Source organism: Mycobacterium sp. SMC-4, assembly GCF_025263265.1.
GTDB lineage: Bacteria > Actinomycetota > Actinomycetes > Mycobacteriales > Mycobacteriaceae > Mycobacterium.
Map to the genome: position 1 here is coordinate 38,152 of NZ_CP079869.1, position 16,928 is coordinate 55,079.

18 protein-coding genes are annotated in these 16,928 nt (G+C 67.0%); 8 read left to right on the forward strand and 10 right to left on the reverse strand.

From position 1 onward, the window contains the following. The first annotated feature begins 37 nt into the window (after positions 1-37). A complete protein-coding gene (locus tag KXD98_RS00195; protein ID WP_260761316.1) occupies positions 38-868 on the forward strand; it encodes a helix-turn-helix transcriptional regulator in 831 nt (276 codons plus the stop codon). A gap of 25 nt (positions 869-893) precedes the next feature. Here the strand turns inward: KXD98_RS00195 and KXD98_RS00200 are convergent, their stop codons facing one another. The 3 genes from KXD98_RS00200 to KXD98_RS00210 form a co-directional block, all read right to left on the reverse strand. Beyond that, positions 894-1,577 carry a GAP family protein gene (locus KXD98_RS00200; protein WP_260761317.1) on the reverse strand — a complete coding sequence of 228 codons (684 nt, stop codon included), beginning with the start codon at positions 1,575-1,577 and terminating at the stop codon, positions 894-896. A gap of 194 nt (positions 1,578-1,771) precedes the next feature. After that, positions 1,772-2,449, reverse strand: coding sequence for a phosphonatase-like hydrolase (locus tag KXD98_RS00205; RefSeq protein WP_260761318.1), 678 nt, complete (start codon positions 2,447-2,449; stop codon positions 1,772-1,774). Positions 2,450-2,457: 8 nt separating this feature from the next. Beyond that, a complete protein-coding gene (locus tag KXD98_RS00210) occupies positions 2,458-3,573 on the reverse strand; it encodes a TIGR03364 family FAD-dependent oxidoreductase (protein ID WP_260761319.1) in 1,116 nt (371 codons plus the stop codon). Positions 3,574-3,682: 109 nt separating this feature from the next. Here KXD98_RS00210 and KXD98_RS00215 point away from each other — a divergent pair, with 109 nt between their 5' ends. Next, positions 3,683-4,198: an HD family phosphohydrolase gene (locus KXD98_RS00215; RefSeq protein ID WP_260761320.1), complete on the forward strand. Its 516-nt coding sequence runs from the start codon at positions 3,683-3,685 to the stop codon at positions 4,196-4,198. After that, positions 4,195-4,890: a GntR family transcriptional regulator gene (locus KXD98_RS00220; RefSeq protein ID WP_260761321.1), complete on the forward strand. Its 696-nt coding sequence runs from the start codon at positions 4,195-4,197 to the stop codon at positions 4,888-4,890. Before KXD98_RS00215 ends, KXD98_RS00220 begins: the two co-directional genes overlap by 4 nt. Here KXD98_RS00220 and KXD98_RS00225 read toward each other — a convergent pair. From KXD98_RS00225 to KXD98_RS00255, 7 genes are all read right to left on the reverse strand, one after another. Beyond that, entirely contained in the window at positions 4,867-5,901 is a 1,035-nt protein-coding gene (locus KXD98_RS00225) for an alkaline phosphatase family protein (RefSeq protein ID WP_260761322.1), read from the reverse strand. The two genes, KXD98_RS00220 and KXD98_RS00225, sit on opposite strands and share 24 nt — an antisense overlap. Continuing rightward, a complete protein-coding gene (locus KXD98_RS00230; RefSeq protein WP_260761323.1) occupies positions 5,898-6,926 on the reverse strand; it encodes an ABC transporter ATP-binding protein in 1,029 nt (342 codons plus the stop codon). The genes KXD98_RS00225 and KXD98_RS00230 overlap by 4 nt, the downstream gene beginning before the upstream one ends. 8 nt (positions 6,927-6,934) lie before the next feature. Next, positions 6,935-7,771 carry an ABC transporter permease gene (locus KXD98_RS00235; protein WP_260761324.1) on the reverse strand — a complete coding sequence of 279 codons (837 nt, stop codon included), beginning with the start codon at positions 7,769-7,771 and terminating at the stop codon, positions 6,935-6,937. After that, the gene (locus tag KXD98_RS00240) at positions 7,768-8,718 is read right to left on the reverse strand and encodes an ABC transporter permease subunit (protein ID WP_260761325.1); all 951 of its coding nucleotides are present in this window, start codon (positions 8,716-8,718) and stop codon (positions 7,768-7,770) included. The genes KXD98_RS00235 and KXD98_RS00240 overlap by 4 nt, the downstream gene beginning before the upstream one ends. Continuing rightward, complete coding sequence (locus tag KXD98_RS00245; protein WP_260761326.1) at positions 8,715-9,860, reverse strand: ABC transporter substrate-binding protein; 1,146 nt, start codon at positions 9,858-9,860, stop codon at positions 8,715-8,717. The genes KXD98_RS00240 and KXD98_RS00245 overlap by 4 nt, the downstream gene beginning before the upstream one ends. Positions 9,861-10,045: 185 nt before the next feature. Further along, the gene (locus KXD98_RS00250) at positions 10,046-11,323 is read right to left on the reverse strand and encodes an HNH endonuclease signature motif containing protein (RefSeq protein WP_260761327.1); all 1,278 of its coding nucleotides are present in this window, start codon (positions 11,321-11,323) and stop codon (positions 10,046-10,048) included. Between the two features lie 55 nt (positions 11,324-11,378). After that, positions 11,379-11,999, reverse strand: a complete 621-nt coding sequence (locus tag KXD98_RS00255) for a TetR/AcrR family transcriptional regulator (protein WP_260765459.1) — start codon at positions 11,997-11,999, stop codon at positions 11,379-11,381. Positions 12,000-12,170: 171 nt separating this feature from the next. On the opposite strand from KXD98_RS00255, the gene KXD98_RS00260 reads away from it, so the two are divergent. The 5 genes from KXD98_RS00260 to KXD98_RS00280 all read left to right on the forward strand — a co-directional run bounded on the left by KXD98_RS00260 (position 12,171) and on the right by KXD98_RS00280 (position 16,835). Then, a complete protein-coding gene (locus tag KXD98_RS00260) occupies positions 12,171-12,893 on the forward strand; it encodes a hypothetical protein (RefSeq protein WP_396883311.1) in 723 nt (240 codons plus the stop codon). Positions 12,894-13,042: 149 nt separating this feature from the next. Then, positions 13,043-13,672: a hypothetical protein gene (locus KXD98_RS00265; RefSeq protein WP_396883313.1), complete on the forward strand. Its 630-nt coding sequence runs from the start codon at positions 13,043-13,045 to the stop codon at positions 13,670-13,672. Continuing rightward, the gene (locus KXD98_RS00270) at positions 13,669-14,271 is read left to right on the forward strand and encodes a cytochrome c oxidase subunit 3 (protein WP_260761329.1); all 603 of its coding nucleotides are present in this window, start codon (positions 13,669-13,671) and stop codon (positions 14,269-14,271) included. The genes KXD98_RS00265 and KXD98_RS00270 overlap by 4 nt, the downstream gene beginning before the upstream one ends. 5 nt (positions 14,272-14,276) lie before the next feature. Then, positions 14,277-14,552, forward strand: coding sequence for a cytochrome C oxidase subunit IV family protein (locus KXD98_RS00275; protein WP_260761330.1), 276 nt, complete (start codon positions 14,277-14,279; stop codon positions 14,550-14,552). 147 nt (positions 14,553-14,699) lie between these two features. Beyond that, positions 14,700-16,835, forward strand: coding sequence for an MMPL family transporter (locus tag KXD98_RS00280; protein ID WP_260761331.1), 2,136 nt, complete (start codon positions 14,700-14,702; stop codon positions 16,833-16,835). Positions 16,836-16,928: the final 93 nt, after the last annotated feature.

Genomic DNA, 16,928 nt, shown 5'->3' on the forward strand with positions numbered 1-16,928 from the left:
ATGGCTGGGCGGTCGGGCGGCGGGAATAATCGGCACCATGATCGACCGGGTCGGACTGGCAGAGTTCCTGGTCCGTCGTCGCCACGTACTGCAGCCCGAGGACGTCGGGCTGCCGCGCGGGCAACGGCGTCGCACCAGCGGGTTGCGGCGCGAGGAGGTCGCGGCGCTGTGCCACATGTCCACCGACTACTACACGCGGCTGGAGCAGGAACGCGGACCGCAGCCCTCCGAGCAGATGATCGCCTCGATTGCCCAGGGCCTGCACCTCTCACGCGACGAGCGTGACCATCTGTTCCGGCTCGCCGGCCATCGACCGCCGCCGCGGGGATCGGGCACCGACCACATCAGTCCCGGAATGCTGCGCATCTTCGACAGGCTCACCGACACCCCGGCCGAGATCGTCACCGAACTGGGGGAGACGCTGCGTCAGACACCGCTCGGCGTCGCCCTTGTCGGTGACCTGAGCCGACACACCGGACCGTCGCGCAGCATCGGCTACCGCTGGTTCACCGACCCCACCGCCCGGGCGCTGCACCCTGCCGAAGACCACGAATTCTATTCGCGCATGTATGTGTCGGGCCTGCGCGGAGTCCTCACGCTGCGCGGTCCGCAGTCCACGGCCGCGCAGCTGCTGGAGCTGCTCACTGCCCGGAGCGCAGAGTTCCGCGCGTTGTGGGCGCAGCACGAGGTGGGAATCCGACCCCGAGAAATCAAGCGCTACAACCATCCCGAGGTGGGGCGGTTGGAACTGCACTGTCAGATCCTGCTCGACCCGGAGGAGTCCCACACGCTGCTGGTGTATACCGCCGCACCGGGCAGCGAAAGCTATGAGAAACTGCAACTTCTCTCGGTGGTCGGCTCGACCTGACACCGGCTCGACCTGACACCGGCGGTCACCACCACACGGCGCGGTGCACCAGCGCGTCGGCAATCAGCAGAATTCCGGCGACGACGAACAGGATGCGCACAGCGAGTGGGCCGTACTGGGTCAGGGTGCGCACCAATAGCCGCTGCGCCCGGTCGGCCTTCTTGCTCTTACTCGTGGACAGCGCCAGCACCAGCATGCAGGGCAGCAGCGCGACGGCGCAGTAGGCGAGCACGAGCGCTGGCCAGGCCGCTGGTAACGGCTGTTGTGCAGCGATCATCGCCAACCCGGCCAGGTAGGGGACCGCTGTCGGAGCTTGGCCGAGACCGATTGCCACGCCGACGAATCCGAGCAGCCAGGGACGCTGGCGCATTGCCGCCATGGCCCAGCCGGGGGCGGCGCTCTGTGCCACCAGCGGGAAGAATGCCAGCAGGATCAGCACGACACCGAGCAGGAACCCGCCCCCGTACCGGGTTGCCGGGGTGAGCTCGAACCCGGTGAGGTCGGTGAGGAAGTCGATGCCGAGCACGGCGCACAGGCCGAACACCGACGTCACCGAGTAGACCCCACCGATGAAGCTCAGCCCCCCCGGCAGAGCGGACTGCCGGTTCAACCGACTGACGTAGACAATCGCGGCCACCACGCCGATATTGAGCACACTGAGTGAATCCAGGAATGCCAGACCGGCCAACGCCGCGATCAGGCCCGTCATCGGCACCGCCGGGGACCCGACACAGTAATGTTCCGGCAGGATCGCACCGGCGGGTCGAAGGCAGCCACTGTATCGACCTTAACGGTCCGCACCGATCCTCAGGTCAGCGCCCGGAACGTGGGCAGCAGGTCAGCACGTTCCCCACGGTGGGGAGCAGGGCTGGGCCTGAGACGAACTGTTGTCCGGGCCGACAGTCAGCGTTGCGCCAGAACCAGATCCGCGAACTCGCCGACCGTTGTGACGATGTGTGTAGCACCGGCGGCGCGCAGCTGCGCGTCGGTGTGCGCACCGGTCAGGGTGCCCGCGACGACGGCCGCCCCGGCACGCAGACCGGAGTCGATGTCGCTGGTGGTATCACCGAGCACCGCCAGGTTGCTCACGGCGTCACCGCCCAACCGCATCAACGCGGTGAGGTTCAGATCCGGGTACGGGCGCCCGCGCAGTCCCTGGCCGGCGGCCAACGCCACATCGGCCAGCGACTGCCACCCCAACGACGCCAGCAGCTTCTCCTGGGTGGCGGCGCTGAAGCCGGTGCTCAGTGCGACCCGCACGCCGGACGCCCGCAGCCGCGAGATCGTCTCGGCAGCACCGGTTATCGGTGTCGATCCACCGGCATCGACCAGCTCGGAATAGGCGGTCTCGAACGCGGCATTGGCCACCTGGGCCCGGTCCTCGTCCCCGAGCAATGCCCGAAAGACCGAGATTTTGGATTGTCCCATGGTGTCGAGCACATACTGGCGGGCCTGATCGCGCCCGGGACCCGAGGCCGCAACCCCGGCCGCGGTGGCCGCCCGGTCGAAGGCCGCCAGCACCAGACCGTTGTCGGCCACGGTCGTGCCGGCCATGTCGAGGACAGCCACCTGGATCGTCATAGCCACTCCTAAAGTCCGATGATGTCGGCGGTTTGTTCGGCCAGCGCCGGACCCAACGTCATTCCGCGCCCGCCGGGGCCGGTGATTACCCACACGCCGTCGGCCGGCGAGGTGCGGCACACCAGTTGGTCCGGGTCCACGCACTGGCTGTACACCCCGGCCCAGCGCTGCCGGACCGGGGGGAGCTCCCGGCCCAGAAACCCCTCGACGGTGTCGATCAGGTACCGGTAGGGCGCCTCTTCGACGTCGAAGGCGAACGGCTCGACGTATTCGTGGGTGTCACCGATCGTCAGGCCCCCGTGCAGGCGCTGAACGCACAGCAGCTGCATGTGGTGTTCGGCAGCCACGTCGGACTGATTCTCACTGTCGCGCAACGTCTCCAACGCCTCGCCGGCGAACCCGGGGTAGTAGCGCATGCTGTCGCCGTCGGCGATCGCGGTGGTCAGGGGTTCTCCCAGCGGAGCGGTCTGCATCATCTGCAGCCGCACTCGACGCACCGGCAACTCGCCGGCCAACTCACGCACCAGGCCGCCGTGGGCGGCACCCGGGCATACCACCACCACGTCGGCGCGATGGGTGCGGCCGCGGTCGTCGCGTACGACGCCGGTGTCCACCGCGCGGGCCTCGGTTTCGGGGAGAAAGGTGTATCGGCCGCTGGCCGCCAGGTAGGACCGGATGGCGGGCAGGGCCTGCCGAGACTCCACTGCCGCGTCGGCGGTGCAGTGCAACCCGGCCAGGAACTTGCCCTGCAGAGCGGGGTTGCGCGCACGCACCTGTTCCTCGTCGAGCACAGCGAACCCGCGCGCAGCCGCGTCGGCGCGGGCGGCGACCTCCTCGGCGACGGCGACTTCGGCCGGAGTGCGCAACAGGGTGATCGAACCGGTTGCGCGAAAACCGATCTCGGGCACCCGCTGGGCCAGATCGGCCCACAGTTCACGGGAGCGCAGCGTGGCCTGGAGTTCGGAATGAGAACGGCCCGACACCCACACCAGGCCGAAGTTGCGCACGGTCGCACCGCGGGCTTCCGCCTCGCGCTCGAGGTGGACGACCTGGTGGCCGCGGGTGATGGCCTCCACGGCGTGGGTGGTACCTACGATTCCCGCGCCGATAATGGTGACCTGCATGTGGTTTGACGCTTCCGCTGGCGGCTGACCGGAGGCCTTCCAGCGTGTGAGGTGCCGCCGAACAACAGGTTAATGATTGGTATAGACCAATCTAGAGTACCCTGCAGAGGTGGATCCGGTCAGCGAGGTAGACGAACTGCTGCAGTCCCTGCGCGGAGTCTGGGACGAAGAGGCCGTCGACGAACTCGATCATGCGCTACAGGCGGCGGCGCGCGCCCGTGACGATGGGGCCGACGACGAACTCGTGCTGGCCGCCGCGTTGCACGACCTGGCCCACAGCCCGCTGCTAGGCCCGGTGTCCGACGATCGACACGACCGAGTCGCGCAGCTTTGGTTGACGCCCAGGTTCGGGTCGCGCGTCGGGTGGCTGGCCGGCGCCCACGTCGTGGCCAAGCGCTATCTCGCCGCCACCGATCCGCGTTACGCGGCAACGCTTTCGACGACGTCGGTGTGTTCCCTGGAGCACCAGGGGGGCCCAGGCCTCGACCTGGACTTCGTCACGCACCCGTGGCGCGATGACGCGCTGCGGCTACGCCGCTACGACGACGCCGCCAAGGATCCGTACGCTTCCGGTATGACGATCGAGGATGTGCTTGCCGTTGCGGCCCGGCTCGCGCAGGCATGAACCGACTGCCCAAAGCCCATGTCGTGCGGATCGGCGTCGACGAGATTCTGGCCGGTCTCGACGAAGGCGATCCGGTACCTCCGGAGCGTGAGCTCGCGCTGCGTTTCGGCGTAGCGCGCGAAACCGTCCGGCAGGCTCTGCACGAGCTGCTCGTCGAAGGCCGTATCGCACGCCGGGGCCGGGGTACCGTCGTCGCCCAACCCAAACTGGTGCAGCGACTTTCGTTGCAGTCCTACACCGAAGGCGCCGCCCGGCAGGGCCACGTTCCGGGTCGGCGGCTGGTCGGGTGGGAAGTCGTGTCGGCCACTGCGGAGCTGGCCTCGGCGCTCGACGTCAGTCCCGGCGCCGACGTGATGCACCTCGAGCGGGTGCTCCTGGTAGACGGCCAGGGAATCGGGCTGGAGAGCACCTATCTGGCCACATCGCGGTTCGGGTACCTGCTCGACACCTTCGATCCGACCACGTCGCTGTATGCGGCGATCCGGGCCGGCGGAGTGGAATTCGGTCACGCGGTCGAGCGGATCGAGACGGTGCTGGCTTCACCGCGGGAGGCCACACTGCTGGAGTCGAGCACCGCGATGCCGATGCTGCTGCTCAATCGGCGCTCGTTCGACACCGCCGGGCAGCCCATCGAAACGGTGCGTGCGCTCTACCGTGGTGACCGCATCTCATTCGAGACGGTGCTGAGCTAGGCCCGCCGACACCAGCCCGGCCCAATCCTGGGCTCGGGGGCGTTGCGCAGCCCACGATTGGGCGATCCGGGCGACCATCGGATGCCCTCCGGAGGCGACGGCCACCTGATCCCGGGTGCGTGGGCCGCCGTGCGCGCCGCGGCGCTGCGCGCAGTCCGCTGTCGAGAACCAGGCGTACGGCTCAGAGGCGACCACCCGCAATCCCGGTTCGCACAACCAGGACCGCTCGATCCCGGGGATGTCGGTCAGCCAACGCTCGTCGTCGGCGTCGGGACCCAACACCACCGCTGCGGTGCCCTCGTGGAACACCTGGGCGTGCACCCCACGGCGCAGCGCCAGGCCCGCGAGGTCGATGCGGTGGCCGTCGTGAATCGTCTCCTGGTCGTGGTCGGAGGCGATGAGCAGCACCAGGTCTTCCCAGCGTGAGCCCAGTGCATCGACCAGTTCGGCCAGGGCCGCGTCGGTCGCCCGGTAGGCCTGCCCTGCTTCGGCACTGTCGGGTCCGTGGAGGTGTGAGGCGGTGTCGGGGCCGTTGAAATGCACGACCAGTAGATCGGGACGGCGCTCGACGGCATCCAGGGCGTGGGGCAGGACAGCGCGGTCGGCGGCGTAACCGAACTCGTCGAGGAGCGCGTCGGCCGGCAACACGCCTTCGGGCGGCCAATGACGGTGTGATGTATGGGCTTTGGCCACGTCGATCAAATGTTGGTCACCGACAACGAATTCCGAAGACCGCTCGGGTGCGTCTTCGAAGATGGTGCTCACCTGGACAGCGGCGGTGGACTCGTGACCGAACAACGGATTGGCGAACACGCGATGCTGCGAAGGTGGGCTTCCGGTGACCAAGGTGAGGATGTTCGGGTAGGTCGCCGAACACAGGACTGCCTCGGCCCCGTCGGGCCGCCAGGCTCCCGATATCGCGAGCTCGTACAGCGCGGGCATGACGTCGGGTCGCACCCAGCGGGCCCCGACGCCGTCGAGGATGACGAAGACGACCGCGGCCTGCTTCACGACGCGAAGACCCGGACGTCTTCGGGGGCGACCGCCACCGCGACGCGCTGACCGGGACGGAAGGTGCTCGCTGCGCGCGAGGGCATGTCGACGTGCACCGTGTGTCCGTCCACCGTCAGGTAAACCCGGCTGGTGGCGCCGAGGAACACCACCACATCGACGGTGCCGACGATGCCCTCATCGGTGATGCGCACGTCTTCGGGCCGGAACACAGCCATCACCTTCCCGTTCGATTCGTCGGGGGCGGGCACCGCGAACCCCTGGCCCCACCGCACGACGCGGTCGGGTCCGACCGGGAGTTCCAGGGCATTGCGGGAGCCGACGAACGTTGCCGCGAAGCGCGAGGACGGACGCTCGTAGATCTCGGCCGGCGCTGCGGCCTCCAGGATGCGTCCGCGATCCATCACCGCGACGCGGTCGGCGACGGCCATGGCCTCGGATTGGTCGTGGGTGACGAAAACCGCTGTGGTACCGACACGATGCTGGATACGGCGGATCTCGTCACGCAAGTCGGTGCGGATAGCCGCGTCCAGCGCAGCCAGTGGTTCGTCGAGCAGCAGCACGTCGGGCTCGGGAGCCAGCGCGCGTGCCAGTGCCACGCGCTGTTGCTGACCGCCGGACAGTTGGTTGGGGTAGCGCTCGGCCAGACCGGCCATGCCGATCAGATCGAGCAGTTCGGCCACTCGTGCCGTGCGCGCCGCGCGGGAGAGCCTTCTGATGGTCAGTGGAAACGCGACGTTCTCCGCGACCGTCATGTTGGGGAACAGCGCGTAGTTCTGGAACACCATGCCGATCGGGCGCTGGCGGGCCGGGACGTGGGTGACGTCACGGTCGCCGATGCGGATCACACCGCGGTCGATACCGTTGAGCCCGGCGATCGCACGCAGCAACGTGGTCTTGCCGCAACCCGACGGGCCGAGCAGCGCGACCATCTGACCGGGCTCGATATCCAGCGACACGTCGTCGAGAGCTGTTGTGGCGCCGTAGGTTTTGGACGCTGAATCGATCTTTACTGCGCTGGGCACGCCGTCTCCTATCGCTTGTGGGTGGTGTCGATGCCGGGCAGCAGACGCAACGGTTCGCCCTTGGCGGTGCGTGCGATCAGCACCGACACGACGAACATCAGCACGAACGTGAACATCGCCATGACGGCGACACCGTTGGGATTGCCCCGGGTGTCCTGCAGCGCCGAGACCTGCCAGACCGGCAGCGTCTCGAACGAGTTGCCGGTGATCACCCGTGCGATCGAGTACTCGCCGAACGAGGTGGCGAACGTCAGGATCGCGCCGGTGAGAATTCCCGTGCGGATGTTGGGGATGACGACCCGCAGCAGCGTCGACATCGGAGACGCGCCGGAGGTCTCGGCCGCCTCGGACAATTGACGGACCCCGGCTGCGGCCATCGCACCGTCCACTGGCCACAGAAAGAACGGAAACGCCAGTGCCACGTGGCCCAGCACCACCAGAAGCGGGCTGGCTTCCCAGGGCTGGGTTACCTCACTGGCCCCGGCCAGACGCTTGATGCCGTAGGCCAGCACCACGAAGGGCAGTGCGAACGGCAACAGCGCGCACAGTTGCATGGTCGTGCGGATCCGCGGGTTGCGGATATAGCCCCAGTACAGCGCCGGCAGTACCAACGCGGCCACCAGCACCACCGTCACGCCCGCCAGCCAGAACGAGCGGGTCAGGGCCTCGATGACACGAGGCTCGCTGAGGGTCCTGGTCCACCAGCTCAGCGTGAAACCATCGGGCAGGGCCTGCCCGCGCCACACGGTGGCCACCGAGTACAACAGCGTCGCCACGATAGGCAGGGCGAGAAAGATGCCCCACAGGCCCAACAGTGTCCACCGCGGAAGACCTTGGCGTATCACCGGACTCCCTCCAGACGCGCCAGCATGCGCGACGCGATGAGCCGGTAGGCCAGCAATGCCACTGCGGAGATGACCATCAGCAGCACCGCCAGTGCCGCGGCGCGCTCGAATCGGTTGGACCCTCCGGTGGCCGAGAACAGGAAGTTACCCAGCCGGGTGGTGATCAGCGACGTCGTCGTCGTCTCACCGAGCAGCGCGAAGGGCACCGAGAACTGACCCAGCGACCAGGCGAACGTCAGCACCCATCCGGAGAGCAGGAACGGGAACAGCACCGGCAACCCGACGTGGCGCCAGTAATGCCAGCGGGTGCCGCCGGCGGCCTGGACTGCCTCCCACCACTGCACGCGCAGCACCGACATCGCCGGCAGCACCAGCAGCACGTAGAGCGGCAGGATGAAGTACATGTAGGTCACCACCAGACCCCAGTACGAGTACAGGTTGAAACCCCAGACGTAGCCGAACCAGTCCTGGAGCAGCAGCCGGACAAACCCCACCGCGCCCAGCGTCGCGACCATCGCGATGGCCAGCGACGCACCGCCGAAGTTGGCGACGACGTTGAGCAGGGCCTGCGCCGACGCGCGGCCGCGACGGGCCAACCCGGACACCACATAGGCCAGGACGGATCCGATGACCAGACACAGCGTGGCCACCATCGCCGCCAGGGTCAGCGAGCGGATCATCGCTTGGCGGGTGATCTGCTGAGCGAAGATGTCTCGCCAGGGGTCGAGGGTCCAGGCACCGTCCGGGCCGGCGAAACTGGTCCGGATCAGGTAGAGCGCCGCCGCGACGAGCAGACCTCCCGCGGTGAGCAGGAACGGGATGGCCGGACCCCACTGCGCGAGGACGGTGCGTGCCAGAGCCAGCCACCGTCGGTGCGGGTCCACCGCACCCGAACCCGCCGGCTCGGCGACCGGCGGATCGGGTGCCTCGCGCGTGGCAGTGGTCATCTGCCCGCGGTCAGGACGTCGTTCTCCCAGCGCTCGGCGACCACCGACGGGTGCGGCCACGCATCATCGGGGTACTGAATCACGTTGGTGTACTGGCTTTCCGGCAGCCAGCTCGTCTTCAGCTCAGCCGGTACCTCGAGCTCGCCGAGGGTGTAACGCACCGGCCGGGCGCCCACCCGGGCGAAGGTCAGCTGGCCCTCGTCGGACAGCGAATGGTCCAGTACCAGCTTGGCCAGGTCTGGGTCCTCGGTCTTCTTGTTGCACATCGTGGCCGACGGGCTCCACACACCACCCTCTTCGGGGATGACGATCTCGACGCCGACGCCCTTGTCTCGGACCAGATTTGCCGCCTGGATGTTGACGAAGTCATAGGCCAGTCGGATCGGCGTCTCGCCACGTTCGAAGGCGGCTGCGGAGTACTCGGCCTCGTTGCGTTGCCCCAACCGGAAGAATTCGGCCCAGTAGTCGATGGCGGCATCGAGGTCGAATTCACCCTGGTTCTGCGACAGTGCGGCCGCGGAGGAGAACACCGTTGCCTGACCGGTGCCCGACGTCACGGGGTTGGATATCGAGACCTTGCCCCGGTACTCCGGCTTGAGCAGGTCGCCGAACGACCTCGGTGGATTCGGCACGACATCGGTGTTGGTCATGATGGAGATGACGCCGACGGCCGTGGCCACCCAGCCGCCATCTGCGGCCTTGTACGACGCGGGCAGTTCAGCGGCGGCCTCGGGCGAATACTGGAGCAGGACGTCTTCCTCTTCGGCGACCTGCCCGAAGGCGATGCCGATGTCGGCGCACATCGGGGCGTTGGTGGTCTCGTTTTTGAACGCCGCGATTTCCTCCGCCGAGCTCATGTCGGTATCGATCCGGTTGACCGCCTTGACGGCGAATCCGTCGCAGTCCAACTGGTAGGTGTCACACACCGACTGATAGAACTCGCCGAAGTTGATCCAGTCGTCGGGCATGCCTGCGGTGCGGAATTGGCGGGCCTGCTCTTTGGCCGCTGCGGTATCCGGTGGAGCGGAGGCGTCAACGGACTCGGAGCTCGATCCGCCACACGCCGCCAGCTGCAGTGCGATCACGGTGAGGATGGCCGGCAGCAGCCGGGGCGATTTTCTCGGGGAACCGAACACGTACACGCTGCAGCCTCCTGTGGGGTTCGCGCGCGGCCACGGAAGGACTGCGCGATGGCTGCGACCCTCTACGGGCGCCACGACCATGCCCTGACCGCAGAGTGTTTGAACCGAGAACAGAAGGTAAAAAATTGGTATAGACCAAAAGGGGGACTGGGGAGTGCGCTCGGCCCTCGGAGTCCTGACCGGCTCTAGTTGGTGTCGGTGGGTGGGGGTGGTTGGTAGGGGTCATACCACCACCAGTGGGCGCGTTCGCCGGTCGGGCCGGGGTAGGGCGCCACGTCGGGTGCGGTGGTGGTGGGTGGGCGGGCCAGTGAGCCGGGGTGCAGTGTTTGGCCGGTGGAGTCGGTGACGGTGATGTTGTGTCCTGTGCCGGTGATGGTGATGGCCCCGCGGTGATGGGCGCGGTGATGCCAGGGACACAGCAGCACCAGGTTGTCCAGGTCGGTGGCTCCGCCGTCTTCCCAGTGTCGGAGGTGGTGGGCATGCAGGCCGCGGGTGGCCCCGCACCCGGGTACCGCGCAGGTGGGGTGGCGATACTCCAGGGCGCGGCGCAGTCGGCGGCTGATGGTGCGGGTGGTGCGCCCGGACCCGATCAGCTGACCGTCGCGTTCGAACCACACCTGGGCGGTGGCGTCACAACCGAGATACTGCCGCTCGGCGTCGGAGAGCAGCGGCCCCAGATGCAGCGCGGCGATCTTGTCGGCGACATCGACATGCACGATCACGGTGGTGTGCTGCCCGTGCGGGCGCGCCGCCACCTCGGCATCCCAGCCGGCCTCGACCAACGCCATGAACGCATCAACCCGGGTGGGCATCGGCGGCCGCACCCCCGGCCCCTCCTCGTCGTCGTCAGCAGGATCGTCGGTGTTGGTGGTGTGGTCGCGTTTCCAGTCGGCGATCAGCCCGTCGTGCTGGGATGCCAGCCCGGCTTCGAGTTTCGCTGATTCGATGGTCGGCAGCCAGATGGTCCAGCAGGTCATGTCCCCGTTGACCCGCGTACTGATCGACGGCCTCGGCTGTGGACGTGGATCGGGATCGGGTCGGGGTTCGAGTTTGATGGCGGTGCGCAGCTGGGTGACCGTGGCGCTCTGGGCCAGCTCGGCGTAATGCCCATCCGAGCCCGCACCAGCGCGCTGGGCGATCACCGCGACCTGATCCAGCGACAACCGACCCTCCCGCAACCCCGTCACGCAGCGCGGGAACTCGGTGAGCCGATCGGCGATCGCCACCATGGACGTGGCGTTGTTCGGGGAGACACCGGTTTTCCAGGCCACCAACGCCGCCACCGACCGACACCCCGTGATGCCCCACAACCCGTCACGGTCGATCTCGGCGACGATCTGCACCAGACGGCCATCGATGGCATTACGCTGCCCACACAACTCGGCGACCTCATCGAACAACACCGCCAACCGCTCCGCCGGAGACCCGACGTCGGCCCCGCTGTCCGTTGCGACCGAAGACATGAAACCAGCATGACAGGGAGGTCTGACAATTTCGGACCTGTTGTGGGACGGCTTATTACGCTGCCGGCTGCAGGCTGCGCAGCGTGCTCGTCACGAACTTCTTCAGGGCGACGTCGCGCTCTGCCCGGGATTCGCCGACGGTGGTGAGCAGGGCGTAGACGCCGAGGAGGAAGAACGCGGCGCTGTGATAGGAGTCGACGTCGTCGTAGAGATCGCCGCGCAGACGCGAGCGCTCGATCTCGGCGGCGAGCAGCACGAAGAGTGGATGGTTGGACCACTGTTCCCGCTCGGGTCGTGTCGGCGAGAAGTACAGGCTGATGACGTCATGAAACAACGCCGAGCCCCAGCGGCTTTCGAGATCAAGAACCAACTCGATGATGGTCTTCAACACGTCGGGAAGAGTGTGGCGGGTGTCGAGGAAACGGGCGAGTTCGTTGGCCAGCTGCACCTCGTCGCGGCGGATCAGCTCCAGCAGGACGTGTTCTTTGGTGGGGAAGTGGAAGTAGAAGGTACTACGCGCAACCCCGGCGGCCTTGACGATCGCGTTGATGTCGGCAGCGTGCGTGCCGGCACGCTGGAACTCCACAACCGCTGCGTCGAGCAGACGCGCCCGCGTGTGTCGGCGCTGCTCATCCCGCCGGGTGGCACTGTTCGGCACGGCCCCATTGTGCCCGATAGGGACATCATGCTGACAGATATCGACAGAAATACCAGAACGAAGCGAGTAATCTCCCGAATCCGCCGCGAATGGAGGAAGATTTCGTTGTCATATGTCAGTGAACCTGCTATATCTGGGACGACTCGGCGGCACATTCAGACAGGCAGAGCAACGATGACGACGACGGCGATGAACGTCAGAGGCCAGCGCATCATGTTGTGGACGGTGCCGCCGGCGGTGGGCCTGTTCGTGCTGGCCTACTTCCTGTTTCCGGTGTTCTCGCCGCCGCTGTCGCCGACCATGACCCCGGTGCAGGTTGCGGCGTTCTTCGCCGACAACGTCACCGGCATCATCGGCGTTGCGATCCTGTGCAACCTCATCGCGTGCTCGCTGGTGCCGTTGTTCGCCGTCACGGCGGTGCAGATGTCGCGGATCGGCACGTCGAGCAATGTCTTCACCTACGCCTACATCCTGTGCGTGGGAGTGGGACTCACCGCATTCATCCTCGCCGACTATTGCTGGGCGATAGCGGCTTTCCGGCCGGACCGCGATCCCCAATTGATCAGCCTGCTCAACGATATGGCGTGGTTCTTCTTCATCGCCCCGGTCGGCACCATCGTGGTGCAGAACCTCTGCCTGGCGGTGAGCATCTACCTCGACGCCCGCCCCGATCCGATCTTTCCCCGCTGGGTAGCCCACTTCAACATCGTCACCGCAGCGCTGCTGGTTCCGAGTGCGTTCTCGCTGCTGCACAAGACGGGACCGTTGGCATGGGACGGCGCGCTGTCGTTCTCCCTGCGTCTCATCGTGTTCGCGTGCTACATCGCGGTGATGTTCTTGGTTCTGGTGGGTGTGGTCAATCGCCAGGCCCAACGCCAGAAAGCTCGGGAGGCCCAGGAGGACTTGGTGTGACCCAGAGGAGCATCACGCCCGCGCCCGGACCGGCCCCACCGACGCGGCGCCGCTGGCGAGAGTCCAAGAAACTGGATCAGTGGATCGCGTTCTGGTCGGTCCCGATCTTCTTCAGCCTGTTCGGGTTGGTCTTCGTCCCGTTGAGCTGGATGATGCCACCGCGCTCACCGAGTGCCCCGCAATCCGACATCGTCACATTCATGCAGTCGCCTAGCCTGTTGATCGCCTGTGCCGTACTGACTTTGGCCTTCGGGTTGGCGCCGGTGTCCAACGCGTGCTACCTCACCCAGATCAAGCGGATGTCGGTCAGCCCGGTGCTGCGGTACAGCCTGATGGCCGGCGCGATGACCGGCACCGTCGTCGGCATGCTCTTTCCGATGTTCTGCTTCGGGCTGGGCGCCTTCCGGCCCGACTACGACCCCGCCATCCTGGCGATGCTCTACGACTTCGGCTATCTGGCATTCATCGGTTCACTGGGCTGCTTCTGCATCATGTGGATGGCCTTCGGTCTGGCGATCATCCTCGACCAGAACAACATCCTGCCGAAATGGCTTGGCTACTACACCGTCTGGCAGTACGTCACCGAGCTGATGGCCGCGCCGGTCTGGATCGCCAAGTCGGGCCCGTTCGCATGGAACGGCCTGATGACTTTCTGGTTCGCGATGGCGCTGTATGTGCCGTGGCAGATCATCGTGTACCTGTGCATCTACCGTGCGATCAAGAACCAGCCTGACGACGAACTCGACAATGCCCACCTGGACCCCAAGGTGAGTGCATGACCGAGGCGACAGCGACGCCGACCCGGGCAGCCGCCGGAAAAGAGCAGGCCCGCAACCACCTTCCCGGCGAGTCCAGCATGTGGTTCTTCGTCATCGGCGACCTCATCATCTTCGGCGTCTACTTCGTGGTCTACATGTATTACCGCGGCCAGAACCAGGAACTGTTCCTGCAGAGTCAGGCCAAGCTCAACACCGACATCGGCGCTGTCAACACCGTTGTGCTGCTGACCAGTTCGCTGCTGGTCGCGCTGGGAACCTCGGCGGCGCGCTCCGGAAAGACCGCCGAGGCGTACCGGTTGTTCTGGCTGGCGTTGGCCGCCGGTGCGGTGTTCCCGGTGCTCAAGGCATTCGAGTACGTCCCCGAAGTCATCGTCGGCGTAACCCCGGGTACCAACCTGTTCTTCATGTTCTATTACGTGATGACCGGGATGCACCTGTGTCACGTGCTGCTCGGACTGGTGATCCTGTACTTCGTCGTGCGCAATCTGCGCGGGCCGGCGGCCCCGCGGATGCCCCTGGTCGAGACCGGCGCCACGTACTGGCACATGGTCGACCTGTTGTGGCTCGTCCTGTTCGCGCTGCTCTACCTGATGAGGTGATCGACGTGACCGGCTATCTGCGCCACCCACTGACTGTCGTGTGGGTAGTGCTGACCGCGGTGACCGTGGCGTCATGGCTGACTGCCCGCGGCGGCGGGCCACACCACGTCGACACCACGGTCACCGTCGTCGTCCTGCTGATCGCCGCGCTCAAGACGCAGCTGGTGATCTGGCACTTCATGGAGGTGCGGCATGCACCGGTGTGGCTGAAGGTGACCACCAACGGGTGGCTGGTGGCGCTCTTCGGGTTGCTGCTGGGCTTCTACTTCGCCGCCATCTAACACCGGATAACCGTCCGGACCGTCGACGGTTCCGAATAGGTGGGTAACGACGCGCCGCAGCGGCGGTCGCGTCTCGGCTGTGCGCGTGGAAGGGGCCCTCTCCTGCTGCGAATCACCGCCTGGGCCGCGTCGGCCCCCCGCCGCGTCGTGACGATCGCCGTGCTGTTGCTGATCGCGGCGGCGGCTTTCGGTGTGCCCGCCGCGACCAGCCTCTCGGCGGGCGGCTTCCAGGACCCGAAAGCAGAGTCCACGCTGGCCAGCCGGGCGCTGGCGGACGCACTCGGTCACAGCGATACACCGCTGATCTTCACCGTCACCCACCCCGACGGCGCCGAGGCCGCCCGCGCCGCCGGCCTGGACATCGTCGCCCGCGCCGATCAGGACCCGAACGTCGTCGACATCCAATCACCCTGGACGTCCCCGGCGGCCGGGTCGTTGAGATCCGACGACGGACGCACCGGGCTGGTCATCGTCGCCTTCCGCGGCAGCGAGGACGACGCCCCGGCCCAGGCCAGAGCGCTGGTCGAGAACGTCGACGCAACCGTACTGCCGGCCCACGGCGACGTCGAGATCCTCGCCGGCGGCCCGGCGATGGTGCTGTCGGAGATCACCTCCCAGACGCTGCGCGATGTGCTGATCATGGAAGCAATCGCCGTGCCGCTGAGTTTCCTGGTGCTGGTGTGGGTGTTTAAAGGGCTCCTGGTGGCCGCCGTCCCGGTCGCGGTGGCGGGCCTGACCATTGCGGCATCGATGGCGGTGCTGCGGCTGATCTCGATGTGGACCGACGTGTCGATCTTTGCGTTGAACCTCACCACCGCCCTCGGTCTGGCGTTGGCCATCGACTACACCTTGCTGATCATCAGCCGTTTCCGAGACGAAATCGCCGCCGGCGCACCCCACGACGAAGCGCTGCGGACCACGATGCGCACCGCCGGCCGCACCGTCGTGTTCTCCGCGCTGACCGTCGCCTTGTCGATGGCGACCATGGTCGTGTTCCCGATGTACTTCCTGAAGTCCTTCGCCTACGCCGGGGTGGCGACCGTCGCGCTGTGCGCGCTGGCGGCGCTGCTGGTGACCCCGGCCGCGATCGTGCTGCTCGGCCCGCGCGTCGCGGTCCGGGCAAAACACTCGGCCCACGAATCACCGCACCAGAGATTCTGGTACCGCTGGACCAAAATCGTCACCCGGCGCGCACTGCCGGTGGGCGTGGCCGCGACCGTGCTGTTGGTCGGGGTCGGCCTGCCGTTCGCCGGGGTGCAGTGGGGCCTGCCCGACGACCGGGTGCTCCCCACGTCTGCGTCGGCGCACCGCGTCGGCGACATCCTGCGCGACCAGTTCCCGGCCATGGAATCCACGGTCACGGTGGTGGTCCCCGACATCGCCGGGCTGGCGCCGGCCGAGTTCGACCGTTACGCCGCCGACGCGTCGCGGGTGGCCGGCGTCTCGATGGTCACCGGACCGACCGGCATCTTCGCTGCCGGAAGCCGGGTGGCTGACGCCGCCGGCGCGATCGGAGCCGACGCCGACATCGCGGTGTTCGGTGTCGGCAGCACGGTGGCGGTGTCGTCGCCGGCCTCGCAGGCCCAGCTCGATGACATTCGGGGCCTGGCAACACCGGGTGACCGCCCGGTCCAGGTGACCGGAAGCGCGCAGATCAACCGCGACACCGTCGACTCCATCACCGAACGTCTGCCGACGGTGCTCATCGCGATCGCGGTCGTCACGTTTCTGCTGCTGTTCATGCTCAGCGGCAGCGTCGTGGTGCCCCTCAAAGCTCTGCTGCTCAACGTGTTGTCCCTGACCGCGGCCTTCGGCGCGCTGGTCTGGATCTTCCAGGACGGGCACCTCGGCGCGCTCGGGACCACCCCCACCGGAACTCTCGTGGTGAACATGCCGGTGCTGTTGTTCTGTATCGCCTTCGGTCTCTCGATGGACTACGAAGTGTTCCTGATCGCCCGGATCCGGGAGTACTGGCTGCGCAGCGGCCGCACCCGCGCCGACAATGCGGAGAGCGTCGCGCTGGGGCTGGCCCACACCGGGCGGGTCGTCACCGCGGCCGCGCTGATCATGTCGATCTCGTTCAGTGCGCTGATCGCCGCACAGGTCTCGTTCATGCGGATGTTCGGGCTCGGTCTGACCTTGGCGGTCCTCGTCGACGCCACCCTGGTGCGCATGGTGCTGCTGCCGGCGCTGATGCAGCTGATGGGTCGATGGAACTGGTGGGCGCCCGCCCCGCTGGCTCGTCTGCACCAGCGCATCGAGCACCGGGTGACCCACTCCTGAATTCTGACGCCCGCGCCCATCCGGTCCCCGGGCAGCTCCGAATCTCTGGTGACGGTCCGCCGACGAACAAGGGTGCGCAGCATGATCGACCAC

Excerpts from the sequence above, each read along its gene's own strand:
- KXD98_RS00195 (WP_260761316.1), top strand. The coding sequence starts at position 38 with ATGATCGACCGGGTCGGACTGGCAGAGTTCCTGGTCCGTCGTCGCCAC.
- KXD98_RS00200 (WP_260761317.1), bottom strand. The coding sequence starts at position 1,577 with ATGACGGGCCTGATCGCGGCGTTGGCCGGTCTGGCATTCCTGGATTCA.
- KXD98_RS00205 (WP_260761318.1), bottom strand. The coding sequence starts at position 2,449 with ATGACGATCCAGGTGGCTGTCCTCGACATGGCCGGCACGACCGTGGCC.
- KXD98_RS00210 (WP_260761319.1), bottom strand. The coding sequence starts at position 3,573 with ATGCAGGTCACCATTATCGGCGCGGGAATCGTAGGTACCACCCACGCC.
- KXD98_RS00220 (WP_260761321.1), top strand. The coding sequence starts at position 4,195 with ATGAACCGACTGCCCAAAGCCCATGTCGTGCGGATCGGCGTCGACGAG.
- KXD98_RS00240 (WP_260761325.1), bottom strand. The coding sequence starts at position 8,718 with ATGACCACTGCCACGCGCGAGGCACCCGATCCGCCGGTCGCCGAGCCG.
- KXD98_RS00250 (WP_260761327.1), bottom strand. The coding sequence starts at position 11,323 with ATGTCTTCGGTCGCAACGGACAGCGGGGCCGACGTCGGGTCTCCGGCG.
- KXD98_RS00260 (WP_396883311.1), top strand. The coding sequence starts at position 12,171 with ATGAACGTCAGAGGCCAGCGCATCATGTTGTGGACGGTGCCGCCGGCG.
- KXD98_RS00265 (WP_396883313.1), top strand. The coding sequence starts at position 13,043 with ATGATGCCACCGCGCTCACCGAGTGCCCCGCAATCCGACATCGTCACA.
- KXD98_RS00270 (WP_260761329.1), top strand. The coding sequence starts at position 13,669 with ATGACCGAGGCGACAGCGACGCCGACCCGGGCAGCCGCCGGAAAAGAG.